General features: G+C 67.1%; 20 protein-coding genes. 11 read left to right on the top strand and 9 right to left on the bottom strand.

Translation table 11 applies throughout. The annotated features are described in order from the left end of the window. Positions 1–116: 116 nt before the first annotated feature. The 3 genes from FSZ13_RS10210 to FSZ13_RS10200 all read right to left on the bottom strand — a co-directional run bounded on the left by FSZ13_RS10210 (position 117) and on the right by FSZ13_RS10200 (position 2924). Complete coding sequence (locus tag FSZ13_RS10210) at positions 117–1838, bottom strand: thiamine pyrophosphate-dependent enzyme (protein WP_145479402.1); 1722 nt, start codon at positions 1836–1838, stop codon at positions 117–119. Positions 1839–1932: 94 nt separating this feature from the next. Then, positions 1933–2337 carry a hypothetical protein gene (locus tag FSZ13_RS10205; RefSeq protein WP_145479401.1) on the bottom strand — a complete coding sequence of 135 codons (405 nt, stop codon included), beginning with the start codon at positions 2335–2337 and terminating at the stop codon, positions 1933–1935. Between the two features lie 104 nt (positions 2338–2441). Beyond that, positions 2442–2924: a DUF3574 domain-containing protein gene (locus FSZ13_RS10200; protein ID WP_145479400.1), complete on the bottom strand. Its 483-nt coding sequence runs from the start codon at positions 2922–2924 to the stop codon at positions 2442–2444. A 265-nt stretch (positions 2925–3189) separates the two neighbouring features. Here FSZ13_RS10200 and FSZ13_RS10195 point away from each other — a divergent pair, with 265 nt between their 5' ends. From FSZ13_RS10195 to FSZ13_RS10170, 6 genes are all read left to right on the top strand, one after another. Further along, positions 3190–5637 (top strand): TonB-dependent receptor plug domain-containing protein, encoded by a 2448-nt coding sequence (locus FSZ13_RS10195; protein ID WP_145479399.1) that lies wholly within the window; start codon positions 3190–3192, stop codon positions 5635–5637. 110 nt (positions 5638–5747) lie between these two features. Beyond that, positions 5748–6512, top strand: a complete 765-nt coding sequence (gene otsB / locus FSZ13_RS10190) for a trehalose-phosphatase (RefSeq protein ID WP_145479398.1) — start codon at positions 5748–5750, stop codon at positions 6510–6512. Positions 6513–6535: 23 nt separating this feature from the next. After that, positions 6536–8317, top strand: coding sequence for a glycoside hydrolase family 15 protein (locus FSZ13_RS10185; RefSeq protein ID WP_145479397.1), 1782 nt, complete (start codon positions 6536–6538; stop codon positions 8315–8317). After that, positions 8314–9681, top strand: a complete 1368-nt coding sequence (gene otsA / locus FSZ13_RS10180; protein ID WP_145479396.1) for an alpha,alpha-trehalose-phosphate synthase (UDP-forming) — start codon at positions 8314–8316, stop codon at positions 9679–9681. The genes FSZ13_RS10185 and otsA overlap by 4 nt, the downstream gene beginning before the upstream one ends. A 299-nt stretch (positions 9682–9980) precedes the next feature. Continuing rightward, on the top strand, positions 9981–10505 hold the full coding sequence (locus FSZ13_RS10175; protein ID WP_145479395.1) for a hypothetical protein: 525 nt from the start codon (positions 9981–9983) through the stop codon (positions 10503–10505). A gap of 84 nt (positions 10506–10589) precedes the next feature. Further along, positions 10590–11249 (top strand): OmpA family protein, encoded by a 660-nt coding sequence (locus FSZ13_RS10170; protein ID WP_145479394.1) that lies wholly within the window; start codon positions 10590–10592, stop codon positions 11247–11249. 37 nt (positions 11250–11286) lie between these two features. Here the strand turns inward: FSZ13_RS10170 and pgeF are convergent, their stop codons facing one another. Beyond that, on the bottom strand, positions 11287–12093 hold the full coding sequence (gene pgeF, locus FSZ13_RS10165; RefSeq protein WP_145479393.1) for a peptidoglycan editing factor PgeF: 807 nt from the start codon (positions 12091–12093) through the stop codon (positions 11287–11289). After that, entirely contained in the window at positions 12093–13088 is a 996-nt protein-coding gene (gene rluD / locus FSZ13_RS10160) for a 23S rRNA pseudouridine(1911/1915/1917) synthase RluD (protein WP_145479392.1), read from the bottom strand. Before rluD ends, pgeF begins: the two co-directional genes overlap by 1 nt. 116 nt (positions 13089–13204) lie before the next feature. On the opposite strand from rluD, the gene FSZ13_RS10155 reads away from it, so the two are divergent. Together FSZ13_RS10155 and FSZ13_RS10150 are read left to right on the top strand one after the other, a co-directional pair. Continuing rightward, a complete protein-coding gene (locus tag FSZ13_RS10155; protein WP_145479391.1) occupies positions 13205–14089 on the top strand; it encodes an outer membrane protein assembly factor BamD in 885 nt (294 codons plus the stop codon). Between the two features lie 138 nt (positions 14090–14227). Beyond that, positions 14228–14842, top strand: a complete 615-nt coding sequence (locus tag FSZ13_RS10150) for a hypothetical protein (protein ID WP_145479390.1) — start codon at positions 14228–14230, stop codon at positions 14840–14842. 7 nt (positions 14843–14849) lie between these two features. On the opposite strand, the gene FSZ13_RS10145 is transcribed toward FSZ13_RS10150, so the two are convergent. The 3 genes from FSZ13_RS10145 to sucC form a co-directional block, all read right to left on the bottom strand. Further along, the gene (locus FSZ13_RS10145) at positions 14850–16484 is read right to left on the bottom strand and encodes an NAD+ synthase (RefSeq protein WP_145479389.1); all 1635 of its coding nucleotides are present in this window, start codon (positions 16482–16484) and stop codon (positions 14850–14852) included. A gap of 199 nt (positions 16485–16683) precedes the next feature. After that, positions 16684–17559, bottom strand: a complete 876-nt coding sequence (sucD, locus tag FSZ13_RS10140) for a succinate--CoA ligase subunit alpha (RefSeq protein WP_145479388.1) — start codon at positions 17557–17559, stop codon at positions 16684–16686. Positions 17560–17580: 21 nt separating this feature from the next. Then, positions 17581–18750, bottom strand: a complete 1170-nt coding sequence (sucC, locus tag FSZ13_RS10135; RefSeq protein WP_145479387.1) for an ADP-forming succinate--CoA ligase subunit beta — start codon at positions 18748–18750, stop codon at positions 17581–17583. Positions 18751–19086: 336 nt separating this feature from the next. Between sucC and FSZ13_RS10130 the strand changes: the two genes are divergently transcribed. The 3 genes from FSZ13_RS10130 to FSZ13_RS10120 all read left to right on the top strand — a co-directional run bounded on the left by FSZ13_RS10130 (position 19087) and on the right by FSZ13_RS10120 (position 23273). Beyond that, positions 19087–20700, top strand: a complete 1614-nt coding sequence (locus FSZ13_RS10130) for a sensor histidine kinase (RefSeq protein ID WP_145479386.1) — start codon at positions 19087–19089, stop codon at positions 20698–20700. 64 nt (positions 20701–20764) lie between these two features. Continuing rightward, positions 20765–22150 carry a sigma-54-dependent transcriptional regulator gene (locus FSZ13_RS10125; protein ID WP_145479385.1) on the top strand — a complete coding sequence of 462 codons (1386 nt, stop codon included), beginning with the start codon at positions 20765–20767 and terminating at the stop codon, positions 22148–22150. Positions 22151–22724: 574 nt separating this feature from the next. Continuing rightward, on the top strand, positions 22725–23273 hold the full coding sequence (locus FSZ13_RS10120; protein ID WP_186308888.1) for a SymE family type I addiction module toxin: 549 nt from the start codon (positions 22725–22727) through the stop codon (positions 23271–23273). Positions 23274–23733: 460 nt separating this feature from the next. On the opposite strand, the gene FSZ13_RS10115 is transcribed toward FSZ13_RS10120, so the two are convergent. Further along, complete coding sequence (locus FSZ13_RS10115; RefSeq protein WP_145479383.1) at positions 23734–24189, bottom strand: hypothetical protein; 456 nt, start codon at positions 24187–24189, stop codon at positions 23734–23736. Positions 24190–24470 lie beyond the last annotated feature (281 nt).

The raw sequence follows: 24470 nt of genomic DNA, 5'->3' as shown, positions 1-24470 counted from the left end.
CTCCGGCGGGGCGGCCGGCGTGTGGCCGTACCGACCAACGGTCGGTACCTACCGGCGGGGCGGCCGCCGTTGGCGGGTAGGTCACGACCGTTGGTCGTGACGTTCGTCAGACACCCTTACGGCTTGTTGAGGAAATTGTTCGCCAGCAGGTCGCGCACGTCCCCTACCCGCCCGTGCAGCAGCGCCTTCGCCGCGTACAGCGCGGTACCGGCCACCTGCTTGGCTTCCACCTGGGCCGGCATCACCAGTTCGGTGGGGCTGGTATGCACGTCCAGCAGCGCCGGGCCGGGATGGGCCAGCACGTCCTGCACCGCCTGCTCCAGGTCCTCGCTGCGGGTCACGGTGCGCCCGTAGAACCCGATCACCTCGGCCAGGCGGCCGAAGTCGGGGTTCTTCAGATCGGTGTAGTTGTCCAGCAGGCCCTGCACCTTCTGCTCGAGCTCGACGAAGTTCAGCGAGCTGTTGTTGTACACCACCACCTTGATCGGCAGGTTCTCCTGCACCGCGGTCAGCAGGTCGCCGAGCAACATCGCAATCCCGCCGTCGCCGGACAGCGAGATCACCTGCCGTCCCGGGAACGCCTTCTGCAGCCCCAGCGCCTGCGGCATGGCGTTGGCCATCGTGCCGTGCAGCAGGCTGGTCAGGGTGCGCCGGCGCCCGTTGGCGCGCGTATGGCGCAGCACCCACACCATCGGCGAACCGCAGTCGGCGGTGAACAGCGCATCCTCGCTGGCATGGCGGTCGACCAGCGCGGTGAGGTGCTGCGGGTGGATCAGGCTGCCCTCGCCGGGATGCTCCTCCTTCGCCCGCGTCGCCAGCGCCTTCTCGCGGTGCTCGATGCATTCGTCCAGGAAACTGCGGTCCTCGCGCTCGGGCAGCAGCGGCAGCAGCGCCTCCAGGGTCGGCCCGATGTCGCCCACCACCCCCAGCTGCACCGGGTGGCGCCGGCCGAGGTGGCTGCCGTCGCGGTCCACCTGGATCAGGGTGGCCTTGTCCGGGTAGAACTGGCCCCAGGCGAAGTCGGCACCGAGCAGCAGCAGCGTGTCGCATGCCATCAGCGTGTGGTAGCCCGATTCGATGCCGAAGATGCCGGTCATCCCCATGTTGTACGGATTGTCGTACTCCACGAAATCCTTGGCGCGCGAGGTGTGCGCGATCGGCGCCTTCAGCCGCGCGCCCAGCGCCACCAGCGCGTCATGCGCGTGTTCGCAACCGGCGCCGGCGTAGATGCCCACGCGCTTGCCCTCGCAGATCAGCGCGGCAATGCGCTGCAGTTCGTCGTCGCTGGGGCGCAGCACCGGCTGCGCGTGGTGCACCGAGAACGGCACGTCGTCCTTCACCTCGGCTTCGGCGATGTCCGCCGGCAGGATCACCACCGCCACCCCGCGCCGGCTGATCGCCGCCTGGCAGGCCAGCGCCACCACCCGGCGCGCCTGCTGCGGGTTGTAGACCTGCTCGCAGAACACGCTGCAGCTGGCATACACCGCCTTGAAATCCACTTCCTGCGGGAACTCCATGCCCAGCTCGGTGGTGACCACCTGGCTGGCGATCAGCACCAGCGGGGCGCGGTTGCGGTTGGCCTCGAAGATGCCATTGATGAAATGCAACCCGCCCGGGCCGCAGGAGCCGGCGCAGGCGGTGAGCTGGCCACTGATCAGCGAATCGGCACCGGCCGCGAACGCCGCGGCCTCTTCATGGCGCACGTGCACCCAGTCGATGTCGCTGCGATGGATCGCATCGGTGACATGGTTCAGGGTGTCGCCGACGATGCCGTAACAGTGCCGCACACCGGCGGCCTGCAGGGTATCGACGACGATTTCGGCAACGCGCTTGCTCATGACGGCACTTCCACGTTCGGGGGAAGTACCAGCCTAGACCTGCGAAGGTGACACCGGCGTGCGAATCAGCGCGTACCCGGGCCATACGTTGGTGTTATTCCCGTTCGGCTGCCTTTGCCTGGGCGAGCAGCCGGGGGAAGGCGTCCAACGCGTCGGAATTGCGCCGAATCTGGGCAAGCAGCATGCCGACCTGCTGAGGGGTGCCGGATTGCACCTGGACCGCCGCCTGGATTTCCCTTTGCATGTACTTCTCGGACACCATCAGTTCCATGAAGGTGCGGAAAACCCGCGGAGACGACCGTTCCAGTGCCACCCCGACAGGGTCCTGGAGCGCGGGATACGTCGGGGTCGCAGCTGCGGCTTCCGCCGGGCGGTTGCTGATTTCAGCGACGGACAGCGCCTGCGTGCCGATCGTTGCCTGCTGCTTGTCGTTGGTCTGCGACGCGACCGCTTGCCGCGCGACCGACGCCTGCGAGGAACTGGAACCTACGGAATGCACTGCAACTCCTTGGAATCGATGGTTCCCCATCATTTGCCATGCCCATTGCATGTGCTTCCAGAAAAACATCGCGCCAGGCGTCGCAACGACTTCACCTGCTGCGATCAGAACGACACCTCCACCGCCTGCTGCGACCACAGCACCGACTGGTGCTTCGTTGCCTGCTTCCACGCCAGGCGGATCGCCTCGATGTCGGCGCGGCGCTGCGGGGTGTCTTCGTGCAGCACCACCAGCACCTTGGTGCGCAGGCGATTGGGCTCCTTGGCGCCGCGGAACAGCCACTGTCCGTAGGCATCGAACACCGTGAGGCCGTCCGGGAAGCGGGGCGTTACCTGCTTGTCCAGGAACTCGCGCCATTGCGCCTCGCTGATCGCGTCGGTCTGCTGGCGATCCGAGGTGCCGCTCTCCTCGCCCACGCCGAAGTACAGCTCGCTGCGCACCCAGTTGGTCGCCGCATCCGGACGGGCGGCGTCGCCCTGGAGGGTGGCGGTGGGGGTGGCGGATGCAGGCGTGCGCGGGGTCGGGGTGGTGGTGGCGCAGCCGCTGAGGGCCAGGACGGCGGCCAACAGCAGGGGGGAGAGTTTCATGGTGCGGGGGCTCCGGGTGCTTCGGGGGGTTCCGTGGGACACGCATGGCGTGTCGCTACGCAATGGACAGGGTGAGGGATTCCGGGATCCGTGCAGATCACTTCGGGTTATCAGCTGATATCCGTCAGTACTGGGACTTGCATCACAGGTGCGGATCACGCCAAGATAATATATCGCTTCATCCGGATGGAACAATAGTTTCATCTGGGACCAGCCGGGCAGAGCCCGGCTCTACCCCTCCCCCCGATTTGTTGCTGGAGCCTGCATGTCCCGTCCGTCCGCGTCGCGCCTTGGCCTTGCCATTGCCCTGGTCCTGTCTTCCCCCCTGCTGGCACAGGATCTCCACGCGCAGGACGCGCCCGCCTCCCCCGCCACGCTGGACACGGTGATCGTCACCGGCACCCGCGCCATCGACCGCACCGTGCTCGAATCCACCTCGCCGGTGGACGTGCTCACCGCGGAAGACATCCGCCGAGCCGGCGTGGTCAATGGCGAGCTGGGCAGCGCGCTGCAGGCGCTGCTGCCCTCGTTCAACTTCCCGCGCCAGTCCAACTCCGGCGGCGCCGACCATGTGCGCGCCGCGCAGCTGCGCGGCCTGTCGCCCGACCAGGTGCTGGTGCTGGTCAGCGGCAAGCGCCGCCACACCAGCGCGCTGGTAAACACCGACAGCAAGATCGGCAAGGGCACCACCCCGGTCGACTTCAATTCGATTCCGGTCAGCGCGATCAAGCGCATTGAAGTGCTGCGCGACGGCGCCGGTGCGCTGTACGGCTCCGACGCCGTGGCCGGTGTTATCAACGTGATCCTCGACGACGCCCCGGAAGGCGGCGCCATCGAAGCCAGCTTCGGCGCCAACCACACCGACCTCGAGCCGATCAACCGCACCCTTACCGACGGCCAGACCAGCTTCGCCAGCGCCAAGGTCGGCACCCGGCTGGGCGAGGACGGCGGCTTCCTGCGCGTGGGCCTGGAGCTGAAGAACCGCGAAGGCACCAACCGCGCCGGCTTCGACCAGATTCCGCCGTGGGACCAGAGCGACACCAACCTGGCCCTGCAGGGCCAGCGCAACTACGTGCTGGGCGATGGCAAGACCAAGGACCTCAACGCCTGGATCAACACCGAACTTCCGTTCGGCGAAACCTCGAAGTTCTACTTCTTCAGCACCTTCAACCAGCGCGACAGCGAAGGCGCCAACTACTTCCGCTACCCCGACAGCGACGCCAACTGGACCGAGCTGTACCCGAACGGTTACCGCCCGATCTCCGAAGGCGAGAACCGCGACGTGCAGGCCGTGGCCGGCGCCAAGGGCCAGTGGGGCGAGTGGAACTACGATGCCAGCCTGGACTACGGCTTCAACGACTTCACCTACAGGCTGCGCGATTCGCTCAACGCTTCGCTCGGCCCGGGCAGCCCGACCCGGTTCAAGACCGGCGATTACCGCAATGAACTCACCGTGGGGAATCTCGACCTGAGCCGGGTGTTCACCCAGGGCAACAACAGCCACACCCTCGGCCTTGGCGCCGAAGCACGCCGCGACCACTTCCAGACCCGTCCGGGCGACCCGGCCAGCTATGCCGCTGGCCCCTACACCGACCGCCCGACCGGCTCGCAGGCCGGTGGCGGGCTGAGCCCGCAGGACGCCACCTCGCTCAGCCGCGATGTCGCCAGCGCGTATGCCAGCCTGTCCAGCCAGTTCGGCGACCACTTCTCCAGCGATCTCGCGGCGCGTTACGAACACAGCGACGATTACGGCGGCGAGCTCACCGGCAAGCTGGGCCTGCGCTATGAGTTCGCCCCGGCGTTCGCGCTGCGCGGTGCGATCTCCAACAACTTCCGCGCGCCGTCGCTGGCACAGATCGGCTACGAGTCCACCTCCACCGGCTACAACGCCGCCGGCCAGCTCGTGCAGGGCCGCACCCTGTCGGTGAACAACCCGATCGCGCGCGGGCTCGGCGCGACCGACCTGAAGCCGGAGAAGTCGGTCAACACCAGCCTGGGCTTCACCAGCCGCATCGGCGACCATTTCGACCTGTCGCTGGACTTCTACCAGATCGACATCGATGACCGCATCGCGCTGTCGGAAAGCATCACCGGCGATGCGCTCACCGATTACGTGCAGCAGCAGTTCGGCGTGGCCGGGCTGCAGAGCGCGAACTTCTTCGTCAACGCCGCCGATACGCGCACGCGCGGTGCCGAACTGGTGAGCAGCTGGCGACAGGCACTGGGCGACGGCCAGCTGCTGCTGACCGGCACCTACGCCTACAACAAGACCACATTGAAGAACGTGCTGGATACCCCGGACAGCCTGCTCGCGCTGGATCCAGACTATGTGCTGTTCGGCCTGGAGGAAACCAACACGCTGACCGATGCGACCCCGCGGACGCGCACGCAGCTGGCCGCCAGCTGGGCCAACGACCGCTGGACCCTGAGCAGCCGCCTGAGTCGTTATGGCAGCGTGACCCGGGTGTTCAATTTCGGCGATGGCTATGTACCGCGCCAGACCTACGGGGCGGAGTGGCAGCTGGATGCCGAAGTGGAATACCGGATCACCCCGCAGTGGAGCGTGGCGCTGGGTGGGCAGAACCTGACCGACAACTATTCGGACCTGTCCAACGAAGATATTTACTACTTCGGCAACCTGCCGTATGACGTGCTGTCGCCGATCGGCAGCAATGGTGCTTACTACTACGGCCGCGTGCGTTACACGTTCTGAGGCAGCCGGGCAGGGCCCGGCTCTACGAGAGCGGGCGGAGATGAATGAAATGCCGGTGCGGCCCAGTGTCCGCACCGGGATTTCACATTCCCGGTGGCATGTTGGCGCGCATGGCCAACGACTTCCCCCTACGTCCGCCGCCGCCACTGCTGGACGCTGCGTGCGCACTGTTCCTGGACGTGGATGGCACCCTCATTGAATTTGCCGACGACCCCGACGCGGTGGTGCTGTTGCCCGGCGTGCGCGAGGCGATCGGCCGCATCAGCGACCGCCTCGACGGTGCCGTCGCGCTGATCAGCGGGCGCCCGCTTGCACAGCTGGATGCCCTGTTCGCACCGCTGCACCTTCCCGCCGCCGGCCTGCATGGCCACCAGGTGCGTGGACGCGGCCAGGCCGCGCCTGCCGCCGGCGCCAACGACACGGCCGACACCAGCCAGTGGCTGCACGGCGTGCACCAGCAGGCCATGCGCTTCGCGCACGGCCATCCCGGCGTGCTGATCGAAGACAAGGGCCGCAGCCTGGCCCTGCACTGGCGCGCTGCGCCACTGGCCGAGCCGCATGTGCGCGCCTTCGCCGAACAACAGCTGGGCAACCATCCCGGCTATCGGCTGCAACCCGGCGACCACGTAGTCGAGTTCGTGCCCGAAGGCAGCGACAAGGGCCGCGCCCTCCACCAACTGATGCAGCAGGCACCCTTCCGTGGCCGCGTGCCGGTATTCGTCGGTGACGACCTGACCGACGAATTCGGCTTCGAGGCCGCCAACCTCCTGCACGGCTGGAGCGTGCTGGTCGGCGAGCGCGAGCCGAGCGCTGCGGTGTTCGCCCTGCCCCACGTGGGCGACGTGCACGCCTGGCTGCTGCAGAACGCCCAATGAATCCGCGAGAGAACCCCCACCCGATGACCCCCTCCAACCTGGACCTTGGCGTGGTCGGCAACGGCAGCTTCGGCGCCCTGATCGACCGCAATGCCCGCGTGGTGTGGAGCTGCCTGCCCACCTTCGATGGCGACCCCACCTTCTGCGCGCTGCTGCAGCCCAACCAGCAGGTTGGTGGCGATTTCGCCATCGAACTGGAAGACCTGGTCAGCAGCGAGCAGGCCTACCTGACCAATACCGCGATCCTGCGCACCGTGCTGCATGACAAGCATGGCGGCTCGCTGGAAATCATCGATTTCGCCCCGCGCTGGCGCCAGAACGAGCGCTTCTACCGGCCGGTCAGCCTGATCCGCCAGGTGCGCCCGCTGTCTGGCAATCCGCGCATCATCGTGCGCGCGCGACCGCTGGCCGACTGGGGCGCACGCGTGCCCGAAGCCACCTGGGGCAGCAACCACATCCGCTGGATCCTGCCCGACCACGTGCTGCGCCTGACCACCGACGTGCCGTTGCGCATGGTGCGCGATGAACTTCCGTTCGTGCTCAACCACCCGGTGCACCTGGTGCTGGGCGTGGACGAATCGCTGAACCGCTCGCTCAGCGGCTACGTGCAGGAGTCGCTGCAGCGCACCCAGAACTACTGGCGCGAATGGGTGCGTTACCTGTCCATTCCACTGGAATGGCAGGACGCGGTGATCCGCAGCGCGATCACCCTGAAGCTGTGCCAGTACGAGGACAGCGGCGCCATCATCGCCGCGATGACCACCTCCATCCCGGAAGCGCCCGGCAGCATCCGCAACTGGGATTACCGCTACTGCTGGCTGCGCGACGCCGCCTTCGTGGTGCGCGCGCTCAACCGTCTGGGTGCGACCCGCACCATGGAGCAGTTCCTCGGCTACATCTTCAACCTGGCCACCGCCGATGGCAGCCTGCAGCCGCTGTACGGCATCGGCTTCGAGGCCAAGCTGGAAGAAAGCGAAGTGCCCTCGCTGGACGGCTACCGCGGCATGGGGCCGGTGCGCCGCGGCAACCTGGCCTGGGTACAGCGCCAGCACGACGTGTATGGCAGCGTGGTGCTGGCCTCCACCCAGCTGTTCTTCGACCGCCGCCTGCAGGACCCGGGCGACACCCACACCTTCGCGCGGCTGGAACCTCTGGGCGAACAGGCCTTCGCCCTGCACGACGTACCCGATGCCGGGCTGTGGGAATTCCGCGGCCGCACCGAAGTGCACACCTACACCAGCGCGATGTGCTGGGCCGCCTGCGACCGCCTGTGCAAGATCGCGGTGCGGTTGAAGCTGGACCACCGCGCCGAGTACTGGCGCGACCGCGCCAACACCATCCACGCGCGGATCATGAAGGAAGCCTGGAGCGATGAGCTCGGCCACTTCACCGACACCTACGGCGGCCATCGCCTGGATGCCTCGCTGCTGCTGCTGGCCGACATCGGCTTCATCAGCGCCACCGATGCCCGCTTCGTGGCCACCGTCGACGCCATCGGCCGCGACCTCAAGCACGGCAATGCGCTGTACCGCTACGTGGCGCCCGACGACTTCGGCGAACCGGAAACCAGCTTCACCATCTGCACCTTCTGGTACATCGACGCGCTGGCCGCGATCGGTCGCATGGAAGAAGCCCGCGACATGTTCGAAATGCTGCTGGAACGCCGCAACCACCTGGGCCTGCTGTCCGAAGACCTGGCCTTCGACAATGGCGAAGCCTGGGGCAATTTCCCGCAGACCTATTCGCACGTGGGCCTGGTCACTGCGGCCATGCGCCTGTCGCGCAGCTGGCAGGAGGCCTCATGAGTCGCCTGGTCGTCGTCTCCAACCGTGTCGCCGCGCCCGGCGTGGCCGCACCCGGTGGACTGGCGGTCGGCCTGCTGGCCGCGCTGAAGGAACGCGGCGGGGTCTGGTTCGGCTGGAGCGGCAAGTCGGTGAAGGAAGACAGCGGCGCCCTGCACGAGCAGACCGAGGGCGACATCCGCTACGTCACCATGGACCTCAACAAGCGTGACGTGGACGGGTACTACAACGGCTTCGCCAACCGCACCCTGTGGCCGCTGCTGCATTTCCGCCTGGACCTGGTCGACTACGACCGCGCCACCCGCGAGACCTACCGCCAGGTCAACGCCCTGTTCGCCGAGAAGCTGGCGCCGCTGCTGCGCGAAGACGACATCGTCTGGATCCACGACTACCACCTGATCCCGCTGGCCTCGCTGCTGCGCGAGCGAGGGATCGGCTGCCGCATCGGCTTCTTCCTGCACGTGCCGATGCCGTCGGCCGACCTGCTGCAGGCCATGCCCGACCACCTGCGGCTGTTCTCCAGCCTGTATGCCTACGACCTGGTGGGCTTCCAGACCCAGCGCGACGCGGACCGGTTCCAGTCCTACGTGCGTCTGTTTGCCGGCGGCAAGGTGCTTCCCGACGGCCTGCTCGAGGCACCGGGCGGGCGCCGCTTCCGCGCCGCCGCGTTCCCGATCGGCATCGACACCGCGCACATCGAACGCCAGGCCAAGGCCGGGGCAGCCAAGCCGGCCGTGCGCGACCTGCGCAACAGCCTGCGCGACCGCCAGCTGGCCATCGGCGTGGACCGGCTGGACTATTCCAAGGGCCTGCCCGAACGCTTCCTGGGCTTCGAGCGCTACCTGCAGCGCCACCCTGACCAGCGCGGCAGCCTGACCTACCTGCAGATCGCACCGGTCTCACGCGGTGACGTCACCGAGTACCGGCAACTGCGCAGCCAGCTGGAGCAGATCGCCGGGCATATCAACGGGGGCTTCGCCGCACCGGACTGGACCCCGCTGCGCTACGTGAACCAGAACTTCGCCCACGCCACCCTTACCGGCTTCTATCGCGCCGCAGCAGTGGGCCTGGTCACGCCGCTGCGTGACGGCATGAACCTCGTTGCAAAGGAATACGTAGCTTCGCAGGATCCGGAGAACCCCGGCGTGCTGGTGCTGTCGCTGTTGGCCGGCGCGGCCGACGAGCTGAAACAGGCGCTGCTGGTGAACCCGCACGACCTGGATGGCGTGGCCGATGCCATCGCCACCGCCGCCACCATGCCGCTGCGCAAACGCGTGGAGCGCTGGCAGGCAATGATGGAGCACCTGCGGGCCCACGACATCAACCACTGGCGGCAGTCCTACCTGCAGGCGCTGGAAAACGGCTGAAAACGACATCTCCGAGGGGCTGCAGCGTGTCGTAATCGGCACGCTTTCTCCCCTGGCCAGTGCATCATCCGGTGTGGTGCACATTTTTTAGGAGTATGTCGTTTCCTGCACGCGTGGAGCGCGAGACGCCGCCGCGACACACGCCGCGTTTCGATAGGCATCCTAAATCGCCGAAACCGTGCCGATATTCGTAACCTTCGGCGCGGGCAACTTTCATTTCGCATTGACAGGTCGTCCCGACATTGACGCCCGCAGAACCCGTGCATGCCGCGCGGGTCGTGCATTCGGGAATCAGATTGATGTCACTGCTGGAACGCTTCATCGAAGACACCGCCCTGCACATGGGCCTTGGCCACCGCGCGCGCAGCCTGGTGGACGTGCTGGTCGACTACATCCGCAGCCTCCCCGACGGCGTACACGGCCTGCGTCGGCGCTTCGACGCGGTGGGCCTGGGGACGCAGTTCCCCGGTGACGGCCGGCCTTCGCGCCTGCTCGCCAGCCAGCTGGAAAGCGTGGTGGGTCGGGAAGAACTGGCGGTGCTCGCGCGCCGGGCCGCGTTTCCCACCGGCATGTTCGCGGTAGTGGCCTCGGACCTGCTGCCGGGCCTGGTGAACGTGCTTGAACAGGACGCACGCACCCCGCCGGTGCCCACCCGGGCCCCGCGCCCGCCACGCAGCAGCCCCACCCTGCGCCTGGTGCGGGGCACCGCCCTGCGCGGCCTGCTGTGGGTGCTGGTGGCCGGTGCGCTGCTGTGCCTGACCGGCTGGATCCACCAGAAGACCCGGGTCAGCCCCGGCGTGCCCGCGGCCCAGGCCGAACAGTAGAGCCCGCCCCGGCTGTCGCTGGTCAACAACCACGGTGTCATCGACGTCCGCGGCCGCCTGCCCGGCGAAGCCGACCGGCGCAAGGTGTGGAGCGCACTGGTGGCCCAGTACGGCCACGGCAAGGTCAGTGGCGACATCCTGCGCGACCCGCAGGCTGCCGCGCCACGCTGGTTGGACCGCCTGGTCACCCTGGCCCCGGTGCTCAGGCACCAGGGCCTGTCGCTGTCGTTCAACGGCGACCGCCTGCACGTGGACATGACCCGCCTGTCCCCGCGCGACCGGATTGCCGTCTCCGACACGTTGCGCCGCGGCTTCGGCCACCTGCAGGTCAGCGGCCTGTGGGACGCCGGCCGGATCGCGCTGTCGCAGCTGCCGGCCACGCCCGCGCCCGAGGAACTGGTGACCGCCCTGAACCAGGGCAAGGTCCGCTTCCTGCACAAGTCGCCCACCCTGCGCGCCGACGGCCACGAGATGCTGCGTGCCAGCGCGCAGGCGATCCTGGCCGCCGAGCCGGGCCTGCGGCTGGAAGTGGGCGGGCATACCGACAGCCTGGGCGCGGCCGAGACCAACCTGCACCTGAGCCAGCAACGCGCCGAAATGGTGGTGGCCGAGCTGGAAGCGCAGGGCGTGCCGGCCGGCATGCTGGTGCCGCGTGGCTATGGCGAAGAACAGCCGGTGGCCGACAACCGACTGGACAGCGGCCGCGACCGCAACCGGCGCATCGAGTACTCGATCCTGCAGTAGAGCCACGCCCTGCGTGGCTGCGCGCAAGGCGTGGGCGTCAGGCCATCCAGGCCAGGGTGGCCATGCGGCCGGTACGGCGGTCGCGGCGATGCGAATAGAAACGCTGCGGGTCGGCCAGCGTGCACAGCTGCCCGCCGCTGATCGCCGCCGGGTCCAGCCCGACGGCCACCAGCCGGCGCCGTGCCAGCGCGTACAGGTCCACCTTCCAGTGCCCCGGGCGGGTGGCGTTGAAGGCGGCCGCCGCACCGGCATCGCGGTCGACGAAGGCGGTGAACACGTCCTCGCCGATCTCGTACAAGGCCGGCCCGGCCGCCGGACCCAGCCAGGCCTGCAACTGACCCGGCGCGGTCCGCATGGCGGCCACGGTGGCCTCCAGCATGCCGTCGGCCAGCCCGCGCCAACCGGCGTGCGCGGCGCCGATCTCGCCGCCGTCGCGCGCCGCCAGCACCACCGGCAGGCAGTCAGCGGTGAGGATGGCCAGCACCACCCCCGGCACCGAGGTCACCGCCGCATCGGCAGTGGGTTCGGCGTCCACGCCGATGGCGCCGGGCGGGCCCTCGAAGCGCAGCACGCCCGTGCCATGCACCTGGCGCAGCCAGTGCGGTGCCGAGGGCAGGCCGAGGCCATCCCGCAGCAGGGCACGATTGCGCTCCACCTGGGCCGGATCATCGCCGTCGGCGGCATACCGGTTGCCCATGTTGAACTGCTCGAACGGCGGCAGCGACCCACCGGCGCCATGGCGCAGGGTGGTCACCGCGTGCACCCCGGGCGGGGCCGCCCACTCCGCCGCCAGCACCGGCACGGCAGCGTGGGCCAGGGACAGCGGCGCAGCGGACGTGGCCATCAGCGGCGCCCGCGCTCCAGCTCGGCGATACGCTTGGTGTCTTCGCGCAGCGCGTCCATCAGCGCGACCATGTCAGCCGGCACCGGCGCACTGTTGCGGATCGGCTCGCCGGTGATCGGGTGCGCGAATTCCAGCGTTTCGGCATGCAGCGCCTGGCGCTTGAAGCCGCGCAGCTGGGCCACCAGCTCGTCGCTGGCGCCCTTGGGCAGCTTCAGCGCGCCGCCGTACAGCGAATCGCCGACGATGGCGTGCTTGAGGTGGGCCATGTGCACGCGGATCTGGTGGGTACGCCCGGTCTCCAGGCGGCACTCCAGCGCGGTGTGGGCGCGGAAGCGCTCGCGCAGGCGGTAATGGGTCACCGCGTCCTTGCCGTCCTCGCGCACCGCCATGCGGATGCGGTCGCGCGGGTGGCGGTCGATCGGCGCATCGGCGGTACCGCCGGACACCAGCGCGCCCACCACCACCGCCAGGTACTGGCGGTGCACGTTGCGCGCGGCCAGCTGTTCCACCAGCGCGGTCTGCGCCTGGATCGTACGGGCCACCACCATGACACCGCTGGTGTCCTTGTCCAGGCGGTGCACGATGCCGGCGCGCGGCAGCACCGACAGGCCCGGGTCGCGGAACAGCAGCGCGTTGACCAGGGTGCCGCTCGGGTTGCCGGCGCCCGGGTGGACCACCAGGCCGACCGGCTTGTTGATCACGTAAACGTGTTCATCCTCGTACAGGATGTCCAGCGGGATGTCTTCGGGCTCGGCATGGGTCTGGGTGTCCAGCACGACATGCAGGCTGGCCACCTCGCCGCCGCGCACCGGGTCGCGGCCGCGCACCGGGTTGCCGTCCAGCAGCACGTCGCCGGACTTGATCCACTCGGTCAGCTTGGACCGGGAGAATTCGGGGAACAGTTCGGCCAGCACGGCGTCGAAGCGCCGCCCAGCGGCGGTATCGGGCACGGTGGCCTGGCGGGTGGAGTCGGTTTCAGAAGGGTTATCGGACATGGGGAGCACACCGCAGGAAGACAAATTGGGGGTCCCGGCGACCACTTTCAGTCGCAGGACAGGCCACTAGGCTATCATCGACCCTTCGTATTCCAGCCGCGTCCCGCCCTGACCCCATGATCCGACGCTCTTCCCTGCTGTCCGCGCCCGTCCGCACCGCGGCCCTGATGCTGGTCCTGGCCCTCGTTTCCACCGGCTGCCACCGTGGCGCCAAGGGTGACAACCCGGAAGAAGGCCAGCCGGTAGAAACGATCTACGAAAAGAGCCATGGCCTGATGGAAAAGGGCAACTGGAGCGGCGCCGAGGCGACCTTCCGCCGCCTGATCGCCCAGTACCCGTACGGCCCGTACACCGAGCAGGCGATGATCGAAACCGCCTACGCCCAGTACAAGGCCGGCAAGCACGATGACGCGGTGTCCAGCATCGACCGCTTCATCCGCACCTACCCGACCCACCGCAACATCGCCTACATGTACTACCTGCGCGGGCTGGCCAACAGCAACCGCAACACGGTGTTCCTGCGCCGCGTGTGGTCGCTGGACCCGAGCCGCCGCGACCTGTCCACCCCGCGCCAGGCCTACGCCGACTTCAACATCGTGGTCGAGCGTTACCCCAACAGCCGTTACGCCGCCGACGCACGCAGCCGCATGCTCGAGCTGCGCGACGTGTTCGCCCAGCACGAGCTGGACAACGCCCTGTACTACCTGCGCCGCGAGGCCTGGGTCTCGGCCGCCGGCCGCGCCAACTACCTGCTGGAAACCTACCCGCAGAGCGCCTTCCAGTACGACGCCGTGGCCGCGCTGGGTGAAGCCTATACCCACCTGGGCAACAAGACCCTGGCCGACGACGCCCGCCGCGTGCTGGAGCTCAACCAGCCCGAGCACCCGTGGCTGCAGGGCAACTGGCCGAAATACCCGTGGATGGTGCGCAAGCTGAACCCGTTCGCCGGCGAGAAGTCGGCCAGCACCGGCCAGCGCAATGCGACCATGAACCGCCGTTGATTCCAGCGCGGTAGTCACAATGAAACGGGCAGCCTCATGGCTGCCCGTTTTTTTGTGGGCGCGGATGCGTAATTCTTGAACGCATGTCCAGCGGAGGCCGGCTATCTTCCGCTCCCACTCCCGTCGTCCGTTCCCGCCATGTCTCGTATTCCGTCCGCGCCCCCTGCCGCGCTCCAGTTGCGCCGCACCGACGCCGCGTCACGTCCGTCCCCGGCGCCGCGACGGCTCGACATCAGCGCCATCGAAAACCGCCTGTTTTCCAGCGCCCCAAGCCGGAGGACTGCTCCTGCAGCGCCCGGTCGCTGCATCGCGCAGACGCTGAAGGAGGTCAGGACAACACCCGGGGGGACGGCGCCCAGGGTGGCCCAGCGGACCAATCCCGTGGCGTTCACCCCGCCCGCCCGCACGGTCAGCTTTGCCGATAGTCCTGACGTTGGCCGCACGCCGAACTCGTGGCAGGCGGCCTCCAGTCGCGTCGCGGTGGACTTCGACGCGTTGACCCAGGCGCTGCCCGTGCTCGACGACGGCGACGAGGTATCAACCCGGTATGTCCGCAAGCTGTTGTTGCAGTCGTTGGCAGCCAACACGGACCACGGCCTGGTGTCGGCCCGGTCGGAGAAGCTGCTGGTGCGCGCACTCGACCAGATCGGTCGCAACACCGGACATAGCTGCCAGGAAGGATCCCTCCCGTTCGACGTGCTGCACAGCTTCATCAGCCGTGCGCAGCACGTGCGACCCGATCTGTTCCGCTAGCCTGCGCTCAGCCTTTGTAGCCGTTGCTGATCGGATAGCGCCGTTCGCGACCGAACGCGCGGCGCGAGACCTTCGGTCCCGGGGCGGCCTGGTGGCGCTTCCACTCGCTGGTGCGTACCAGACGAAGGACGCGGTCGACCACCTCGGCGGCGTAACCGGCGGCGACGATCTCTTCGCGCGACTGTTCCTGGTCGACGTAGCGGTACAGGATGCCGTCAAGCACGTCGTAGGCCGGCAGCGAATCCTGGTCGGTCTGGTTGGCGCGCAGCTCGGCCGACGGCGGCCGCGCGATCACCGCCGGCGGTATCACCGGCGCACCGCCCACCGTGTTGCGCCACTTGGACAGGCCGAACACCTCGGTCTTGTACAGGTCCTTCAGCGGCGCATAGCCACCGCACATGTCACCGTAGATGGTGGCATAGCCGACCGCGTACTCGCTCTTGTTGCCGGTGGTGAGCAGCAGCCCGCCGAACTTGTTGGACAGCGCCATCAGGATCACCCCGCGCGCGCGCGACTGCAGGTTCTCCTCGGTCACGTCCGCCGGCTGGCCCTCGAACATCGGGCCGAGCGCGGTCATCAGGCCTTCGAACACCGGTTCGATCGATACCGCTTCCAGCTTCACCCCCAACGCGCGGCACTGCTCGGCGGCCAGGTCGTTGGACATGTCGGCGGTATAGCGCGACGGCAGGCGCACCGCGGTGACGTTGTCCGCGCCAAGCGCATCCACCGCCATCGCCAGCACCAGCGCAGAATCGATGCCGCCGGACAGGCCCAGCCACACCTTCTTGAACCCGTTCTTGCCGCAGTAGTCGCGGATGCCGCGGGTGACCGCGCGCCAGGCCAGCGCATCCATGCTTTCGTCGCCGTCGTCCATCCACTCGCGCGGCAGGAAACGGCGGCTTTCCGCGTCGTAGTCCACCACCAGCCACTGGTCGGTGAAGGCCGCGGCGGCCGGGTGCACGGTGCCATCGCCGTCGGCCACTACCGATGCGCCGTCGAAAGTCAGTGCGTCCTGCCCGCCGACCATGTTGACGTACAGCAGCGCCGCACCGCTTTCGCGGGTGCGTTCGGCCAGCAGCGCATCGCGCTGGGCGTGCTTGCCGCGCTCGTAGGGCGACGCATTGGGAATCACCACCAGTTCGGCGCCATTGCGCACGGTGTCGGCCAGCGGCTCCGGGAACCACAGGTCTTCGCACACCAGCACGCCCACCGGCACGCCCTTCAGCTCGAACACGCAGCTGCCGCCGTCGGGGTCGATGTCGAAGTAGCGGCGTTCGTCGAACACCGCATAGTTGGGCAGCTCGCGCTTGCGGTAGGTGTGCAGCACCTCGCCGTCGCGCAGCACGCTGGCGGCGTTGTAGACCACCGCGCCGGTGGCCTCGGGCCAGCCGACCACGGCGGTGATGCCCTGCGTGCTTGCGGCGATGCGCGCCATTGCCTGCTGGCAGTCGTACAGGAAGCGGGGACGCAGCAGCAGGTCTTCAGGCGGGTACCCGCTGATGGCCAGCTCCGGGAACACCACCAGCTCGGCGCCGAACTCATCGCGCGCCTCGGCGATCATCGCGATGATGGTGTCGGTGTTGCGTTCGACCGCACCGACCGGGAAATCGAACTGGGCCATCGCGATGCGGATCGAGGTCATGTGGTGCCGCCTGTGGTGGTTTTGCGCACATTCTAGGCCTTTCGCCTGCGTGGTGTGCCGACCAACGGTCGGCACCTACCGGGTTCCACCGGTAGCGCACGACCGTTGGTCGTGCGCCGCCGCCATGCGCCGGGTGCCGGAAACACAAACGCCGCCCGGGGGCGGCGTTTGCGTAGGTAAGGGTCGACGGTGCGACCTCTTATTTCACCAGCTTGGCGATGGCGGCGCCCAGGTCGCCCGGCGAGCGGACGGTGACCACACCGGCAGCTTCCATGGCGGCGAACTTGCCTTCGGCCGTGCCCTTGCCACCCGAGGCGATCGCACCGGCGTGGCCCATGCGCTTGCCGGCCGGAGCCGACGCACCGGCGATGAAACCGACGACCGGCTTCTTCACGTGGTTCTTGATGTACTCGGCGCCGGCTTCTTCAGCGTCGCCGCCGATTTCGCCGACCATGATGATGCCTTCGGTCTGCGGGTCTTCGTTGAACAGCTTGAGGCAGTCGACGAAGTTCAGGCCGTTGATGGGGTCACCACCGATACCGATGCAGGTGGACTGGCCCAGGCCGACTTCGGTGGTCTGCTTGACCGCTTCATAGGTCAGGGTGCCCGAACGCGACACGATGCCGATCTTGCCCGGCTTGTGGATGTGGCCCGGCATGATGCCGATCTTGCATTCGCCCGGGGTGATCACGCCGGGGCAGTTCGGCCCGATCAGCACGGTGTCCGGATGCGCACGGGTCAGCACGTTCTTCACGCGCAGCATGTCCAGCACCGGAATGCCTTCGGTGATGCACACGATGACCTTGATGCCGGCAGCCGCAGCTTCCAGGATCGCGTCAGCCGCGTACGGCGGCGGTACGTAGATGACCGACGCGTCAGCGCCGGTGCTCTGCACGGCATCGGCCACGGTGTTGAACACCGGCAGGTCGATATGGGTGGTGCCGCCCTTGCCCGGCGTCACGCCGCCGACGACCTGGGTGCCGTACTCGATCATCTGAGTGGCGTGGAAGGTGCCCTGCTGGCCGGTGAAGCCCTGCACGATCACCTTGGTGTTCTTATTGATCAAAACAGACATTGTTATTCCTTCGGTGTCGGATCAGGCGGCGTTCTTGACAGCTTCGACGACCTTCTTGGCACCGTCGTTGATGTTGTCAGCCGGGATGATGGCCATGCCGCTGTCACGCAGCAGCTGCTTGCCTTCTTCCACGTTGGTGCCTTCCAGGCGCACCACGACCGGAACCTTGACGCCCACTTCCTTGACCGCGGCGATGATGCCTTCGGCGATCATGTCGCAGCGGACGATGCCGCCGAAGATGTTGACGAAGATGCCTTCGACCTTGTCCGAAGACAGGATCAGCTTGAACGCTTCGATGACGCGCTGCTTGTTCGCACCGCCGCCCACGTCCAGGAAGTTCGCCGGCTCGCCGCCGTTGAGCTTGATCACGTCCATGGTGGCCATGGCCAGGCCGGCGCCGTTCACCATGCAGCCGATGTTGCCGTCCATGGTGACGTAGTTGATGTCCAGCTCCGAAGCGGTCACTTCGGTTTCGTCTTCCTGGGTCTTGTCGCGCATGGCGACCAGGGCCTTCTGACGGAACGCGGCGTTGTCGTCGCTGTCGAACTTGCCGTCCAGCGCGTACAGGTTGCCGTCGTCCAGGATCGCCAGCGGGTTGATTTCAACCAGCGCCAGGTCCTTTTCGTTGAACAGGCGGTACAGGTTCACCATGATGCTGGCGAACTGGCCGGCCTGCTTGGCGGTCAGGCCGAGCTTGAAGCCGAAATCGCGGCCGTGGTAACCCTGCACGCCTTCAACGAAATCGACGTTGAGCGAGTGGATCAGCTCCGGGGTTTCAGCAGCAACCTGCTCGATCTCCACGCCGCCTTCCGAAGAGGCGATGTAGGTGATGGTCTTGGTGCCACGGTCGACCAGCACCGACAGGTACAGTTCCTTGACGATCTCACCGGCGGTGGTCACCAGCACCAGGTTGACCGGCAGTTCGACGCCCGCGGTCTGGTAGGTGGCCATCTTGGTGCCGAGCATCTTGGCCGCAGCGGCCTTGACGTCATCGGTGGTCTTGCAGAACTTGACGCCGCCAGCCTTGCCGCGACCGCCCGCATGGATCTGAGCCTTCACCATCCAGGGGCCCTGGCCCAGGGCATTGGCCGCTTCGACCGCTTCTTCGGGAGTCGCTGCGACCTTGCCGGCCGGGACCGGGATGCCGTACTCGGCAAGCAGCTGTTTTGACTGGTATTCGTGGAAATTCATGCGTCACCGTGGGAATAGGAACGACCGCACGCACGGACCGCGGCGGGCCCACTATTGTGGACGACCCGGCGCGCAGGCGCAAAATGCATGTGAAACCGGCAGCCCGCCGTGGAACTTTTCCACCGCCATTCAGTCAGTTGCGTCGGCCAGGGCAGGCGGGGCGCGGGTCGCAAGCGGGCAGAATGCGCGGCCTGGCGCAGGCCACCCATCTTCGGGTGGGTTTCCTATACTGTGAGGATACGAGCAGCCGGGCAGAGCCCGCCTCTACGGCGGGGGGCCGGTAGAGCCGGGCTCTGCCCGGCTTCACCACCCGACAGCCAGAAGGGGAGTTCCGGCGTGTCACCCAGCGCTTCACTGATCGACCGCATCGAGTCCTTGCCGAAGCGGGAGCTGTACTTCTTCGCCCTGTACCGGGTGCTGATCGCCGCGGTCATCGCCGCGCTGTTGTTCAGCCCGCTCAGCGGGCTGGTGGGGGAGTCCACCCACCCCGAACTGGCTGCGATCGTCAGCATCAGCTACCTGGTGGCGTCGCTGCTCATCCTCATGCTCGGCCGCAACGACCGCTGGCTGCGCCGCACCGTGGTCACCAGCCTGCTGGTGGACATCGCCGCCACTGTGCTGCTGGCGCATGCCCTGCCCGGCGCCAGCGCCGGCCTCTCCATGGCCCTGCTGTTCAACATCGCCGCCGCCGCGACCCTGCTGCCGCTGTCGTGGGGCATGGGCCTGGCCCTGACGGCCGGGGCTGCCACCGCCGGCGGCTATGTGTGGAACCTGCTGGAAACCGGCGACCCCACCCGCACCCTGGCCGAGCTGGCCATGTTCATCAGCAGCTTCCTGGCGCTGGCCTTCGTCAGTTACCAGGTCGGCAGCCGCGCCCGCCGCAACCAGCAGCTGGCCAACCAGCGCGGCGACGAAGTGGCCAACCTGTTCCAGATCAACGAACTGATCATCCGCCGCATGCGCACCGGCGTGCTGGTGGTGGACGCGGCCAACCGCATCACCCTGGCCAACGAAGCGGCCTCCACCCTGATCGGCGACAACGACGGCAACAGCGGCACCGGCCTGCTCGACCTGGGCAGCGCCGCCCCCGACCTCAGCCGCCGCCTGCAGCGCTGGCGCAATGGCTGGGCCAACGAAGAAACCCCGCTGCAGCTCTCCCCCGACCAGCCCGAAGTGCAGCCGCGCTTCGCCCGCCTGCTGGCCGGCAGCGACCTCACCTTGGTGTTCCTGGACGACTCCAGCGTGGTCTCGCGGCGCGCCGAGTCGCTCACCCTGTCGGCCATGGGTCGGTTCTCGGCCAGCCTGGCCCACGAGATCCGCAACCCGCTGGCGGCGATCAACTACGCCGCCCAGCTGCTGGAAGAGTCCACCGCCATCGGCGACACCGACCGCCGCCTGCTGCAGATCATCCACCAGCAGTGCCAGCGCACCAACGGCATCGTCGAAAGCGTATTGGGGCTGGCAAGGCGCGAACGGGCCAATCCGGAAAACCTGGACCTGGCCGCGTTCGTGCGCCGCTTCGTGCTGGAGTACAAGCAGAGCCTGACCCTGGAAACGGACAGCATCGAGCCGATCATCAGCGCATCTTCGGTGCATGGCCTGGTCGACCCGCGCCACCTGCACCAGATCCTCACCGTGCTGGTCCACAACGCGCTCAAGTACGGCCGTACCGGCCAGGACCCGGCCCGGGTGCGGCTGCGGGTGGCGCGCCAGGACCGCTCAGCGGTCATCGACGTGATGGACCGGGGCCCGGGCATTCCCGAATCGGTGGCCGCCCAGCTGTTCCGGCCGTTCTTCACCACCTCCGAGCACGGCACCGGGCTGGGCCTGTATATCGCCCGCGAACTGTGCCGCGCCAACCAGGCCAGCCTGGAGTACGTGTCGGTGCCGGCAGGCGGTGCGTGCTTCCGGCTGGTGCTGCCCGGCCCGCACACCATGCTGCCGCAATGACCCGTTACCCTGCAGGCGTCAACAATTTGTCGTTATCAACCGCACTCGGCTATCTTTCCCCCATATGAACGAAACCCGCAGCGCCCTCGTCGTCGACGACGAACGCGACATCCGCGAACTGCTGGTACTGACCCTGGGCCGCATGGGCCTGCGCATCAGCACCGCCGCCAACCTTGCCGAAGCGCGCGAGCTGCTGGCCAGCAACCCCTACGACCTGTGCATCACCGACATGCGGCTGCCCGACGGCAACGGCATCGAGCTGGTCACCGAAATCGCCCAGCACTACCCGCGCACCCCGGTGGCGATGATCACCGCCTTCGGCAGCATGGACCTGGCGGTGGAAGCCCTGAAGGCCGGCGCGTTCGACTTCGTCAGCAAGCCGGTGGACATTTCGGTACTGCGCGGCCTGGTCAAGCACGCGCTGGAACTCAACAACACCGAACGCCCTGCCCCGCCGCCGCTGACCAGCGACACCACCGCCCGCCTGCTGGGCGAATCGGCCGCCATGGACGGCCTGCGCGCCACCATCACCAAGGTCGCGCGCAGCCAGGCGCCGGTGTACATCCTGGGCGAATCGGGCGTGGGCAAGGAGCTGGTGGCGCGCACCATCCACGGCCAGAGCGCGCGCGCACCGGGCGCGTTCGTGCCGGTCAACTGCGGCGCCATTCCGTCGGAACTGATGGAAAGCGAATTCTTCGGGCACAAGAAGGGCAGCTTCAGCGGCGCCCATGCCGACAAGCCTGGCCTGTTCCAGGCCGCGCATGGAGGCACCCTATTCCTGGATGAAGTGGCCGAACTGCCGCTGCAGATGCAGGTGAAGCTGCTGCGCGCCATACAGGAAAAGCAGATCCGCCCGGTGGGATCGGCGACCGAAGTGCCGGTGGACGTGCGCATCCTGTCGGCCACGCACAAGGACCTGGGTGATCTGGTTGAAGACGGGCGCTTCCGCCACGACCTGTATTACCGCATCAACGTGATCGAACTGCGCGTACCGCCGCTGCGCGAGCGCCGCAGCGACCTGCCGCAGTTGGCGGCCTCCATTCTTTCCCGCTTGGCGCGCACCCACGGCCGCCCCACTCCGCTGCTGGCGCCCTCGGCGCTGGAAGCGCTGGGCGCATACCACTTCCCGGGCAACGTGCGCGAGCTGGAGAACATCCTGGAGCGTGCGCTGGCGCTGGCCGAAGGCGACAGCATCGGCGCCAGCGACCTGCGCCTGCCGCAGCCGGGGGCCGTGCGCCAGACCGGCGCAGCGGTGGCAGCGCATGAAGAAGCCGTGGTGGACCTGCCTGCGGGCAGCGGCGCGCTGCCTTCGTATATCGAACAGATGGAACGCACCGCGATCCAGAAGGCGCTGGAAGAGAACCGCTGGAACAAGACCAAGACCGCGGCGCAGCTGGGGATCACCTTCCGGGCGTTGCGGTACAAGCTGAAAAAGCTGGGAATGGATTGAATCCGAAACCGGCTTGAATTCCACGTGGGGCAACAAACCCGTAGAGCCACGCCCTGCGTGGCTGGGCGCGGTGATCGTAACGTTCATATCTTCCGGCCGCACGGCCCGGCTTCGCCACGCACCGCGATGACACGCATGGCGTGTCACTACGTTCGGCCTGTTGACGCGATGACACGCGTGGCGTGTCACTACGCCAACTGCGTGATCCGCGTAGCGACACGCCATGCGTGTCCCACGTAAACCATGACGCGAACCACCCCACCCAAACCGCACCACCATCGCACTTCCGCCCAAACCCGCGCCACTCGCGACACGGTTTAGGCAACGCCTACCGAAACCCGCAAACCCAACAGAAACAATCAACTAGCCGCCCAACACATCATCGCGCATGGTGTGCGACGGAGCTTCAAATCTCCAAGTAGGCGCAAAATTATGGACGTCCCATGTCGGGAGGGTGGCTAATACAAGACCCCTCATCCGGGGAAATACTCCACGCCGCACGCGCTTACGCGGATTTGAACCTCCCGGCTCCCTTGCCCACCCGGCAAGGGAGATTTCCCCTTGGAGGCTCCCCATGCGCTCAGCACGCAACACCCCTCTCTTCCCCGAAGTCCACCTCCCCACCGCAGCCCGCCCGCGCCACTACACCGTGCGCGCGCATACCTACGCGTGGATGGACACCTTCAACAACGGCGCCGCACCGTGCCTTTCGATACACGGACACTGGCTGGAAAAGGCAGGCTTCCGAACCGGTGCAAGCGTCAGCGTCGAAGCCAGCGTCGGCCAGTTGATCGTCCGCTTGATCGAATACCCCGAATCAACCCGCGACCGGCAGCCGCGGAACTTCGAAAAGCATATCGAAAAACTCGGTAGCGCAGATCCGGGCAGCGACGTCGTACACGAACACCCCGGCTGGCTGGTGCGCGAACACATCCTCGCCCCCATGGGCGCGTCCACACTGGACTTCGCCCACGCCATCGGCATTTCCCAGGACTTGGCCGAATGCTTTCTCGCCGGCGACCACGACGTGGACCTCGACCTGGCAGAGCGGCTGGCCCCGTTCTCCAGCACCTCGCAATGGTTCTGGTGGAAGCTGCAGCAAAAGCACCAGACCGTGAGGTAGAGCCGGGCTCTGCCCGGCTGGCCAACGAAGGGGCACCAGTGTCCAGGGCGTTTAGTCCAACGCCAATGGTGAAAAACTTAGCTCCGCCCGAGCGTAGTTCCACGGCTCGTGTGGCTAGTCCGCCGAACGTTGGTCGCGCAAGGAGACCGCCCGCTCATCTCTACGAGTAGCGCGTCAGCCCGACCTGCGGCAAGGCTTCTTTGCATCCGCAGTGGCGCGCGCATATGCCTGCGCCTCACCGGAGCACTTCGGAACTTCAATATCTTGATATTCGGCACTCTTGCAGTCGGCCAGCGCATGGACGCTCGAACTCCATAGCAGCCCCAATGCAAAGGCGCACGACAACCCAACCAGGCGACCGGACTCCATGCTTGACCTGACTTTCATTGTGACGGACCGGAATCTGGTCGACGGCTTTACTTGACGTGTCAAAAGCCAGCCCACGCCAGATCAGGCGATCTCAATTGATCTTGAACAAGTACATGTTGACGGCCGCAACACCGGTCGACTGATCGGCGTAGATGATGGTGAGCGGCACTGGATCACCGGAATTGCATGTCCACGGCGCAGGGGCCGAGCGCAGAACCGTCGCAATCCCGTTGGCCCCGATCGACATGCAGCCCTTCGGTCGATAGATGAGCTTCGGAGATCCTGTAACGTCTTTAACGACGCCGGCCGGGCTCACAAGCTTGACCGAGAGCTGGAACGAAGCACCTTTGGCCACGCCGACCTGCGCTGCTCCGGGGGCGCTGGAGCCGGTCCTCGCTGTCGCGGCTCCGGGGGGATTCGACAGTTCCCATTCGCCCACGAGCATGGCGGTGGGAGTGGATGTCTTCAAACTCCAGGTGGGCCTCCCGTTATTCTGAGCACCTGCAGAAAACACCGTCGCCGCGGCGGCGAGCGCGACTAGTGTCATTGCCTTGCCGCTCGCACTCCAACTCGTCGCAGGTCGCATACCCAATTCCGTTTAGGGCGGCATAGCGTCGGTGCCGCGATCCGTACAGCGCACTTGAGGGCCGGAGCGGATGATGACATGCCCGGGGTTAATCATTTGGAACCAGCCTCACAAATAAAGAGGCCCCGTATATCGGGGCCTCCCTTCACATCGGATTTTTTCGGGCACCTCGTTGACGCGCGTGGCGTGTCACTATGGCCAACGGCCGGCCCGAGGACTGCGTTACCACGTATGTAAGGCCC

This window comes from Stenotrophomonas rhizophila, from assembly GCF_007667275.1.
Lineage (GTDB): Bacteria > Pseudomonadota > Gammaproteobacteria > Xanthomonadales > Xanthomonadaceae > Stenotrophomonas > Stenotrophomonas maltophilia_AE.
The sequence above is the reverse complement of the archived record's forward strand: the minus strand, read 5'-3'. Positions and strand labels throughout refer to the sequence as shown.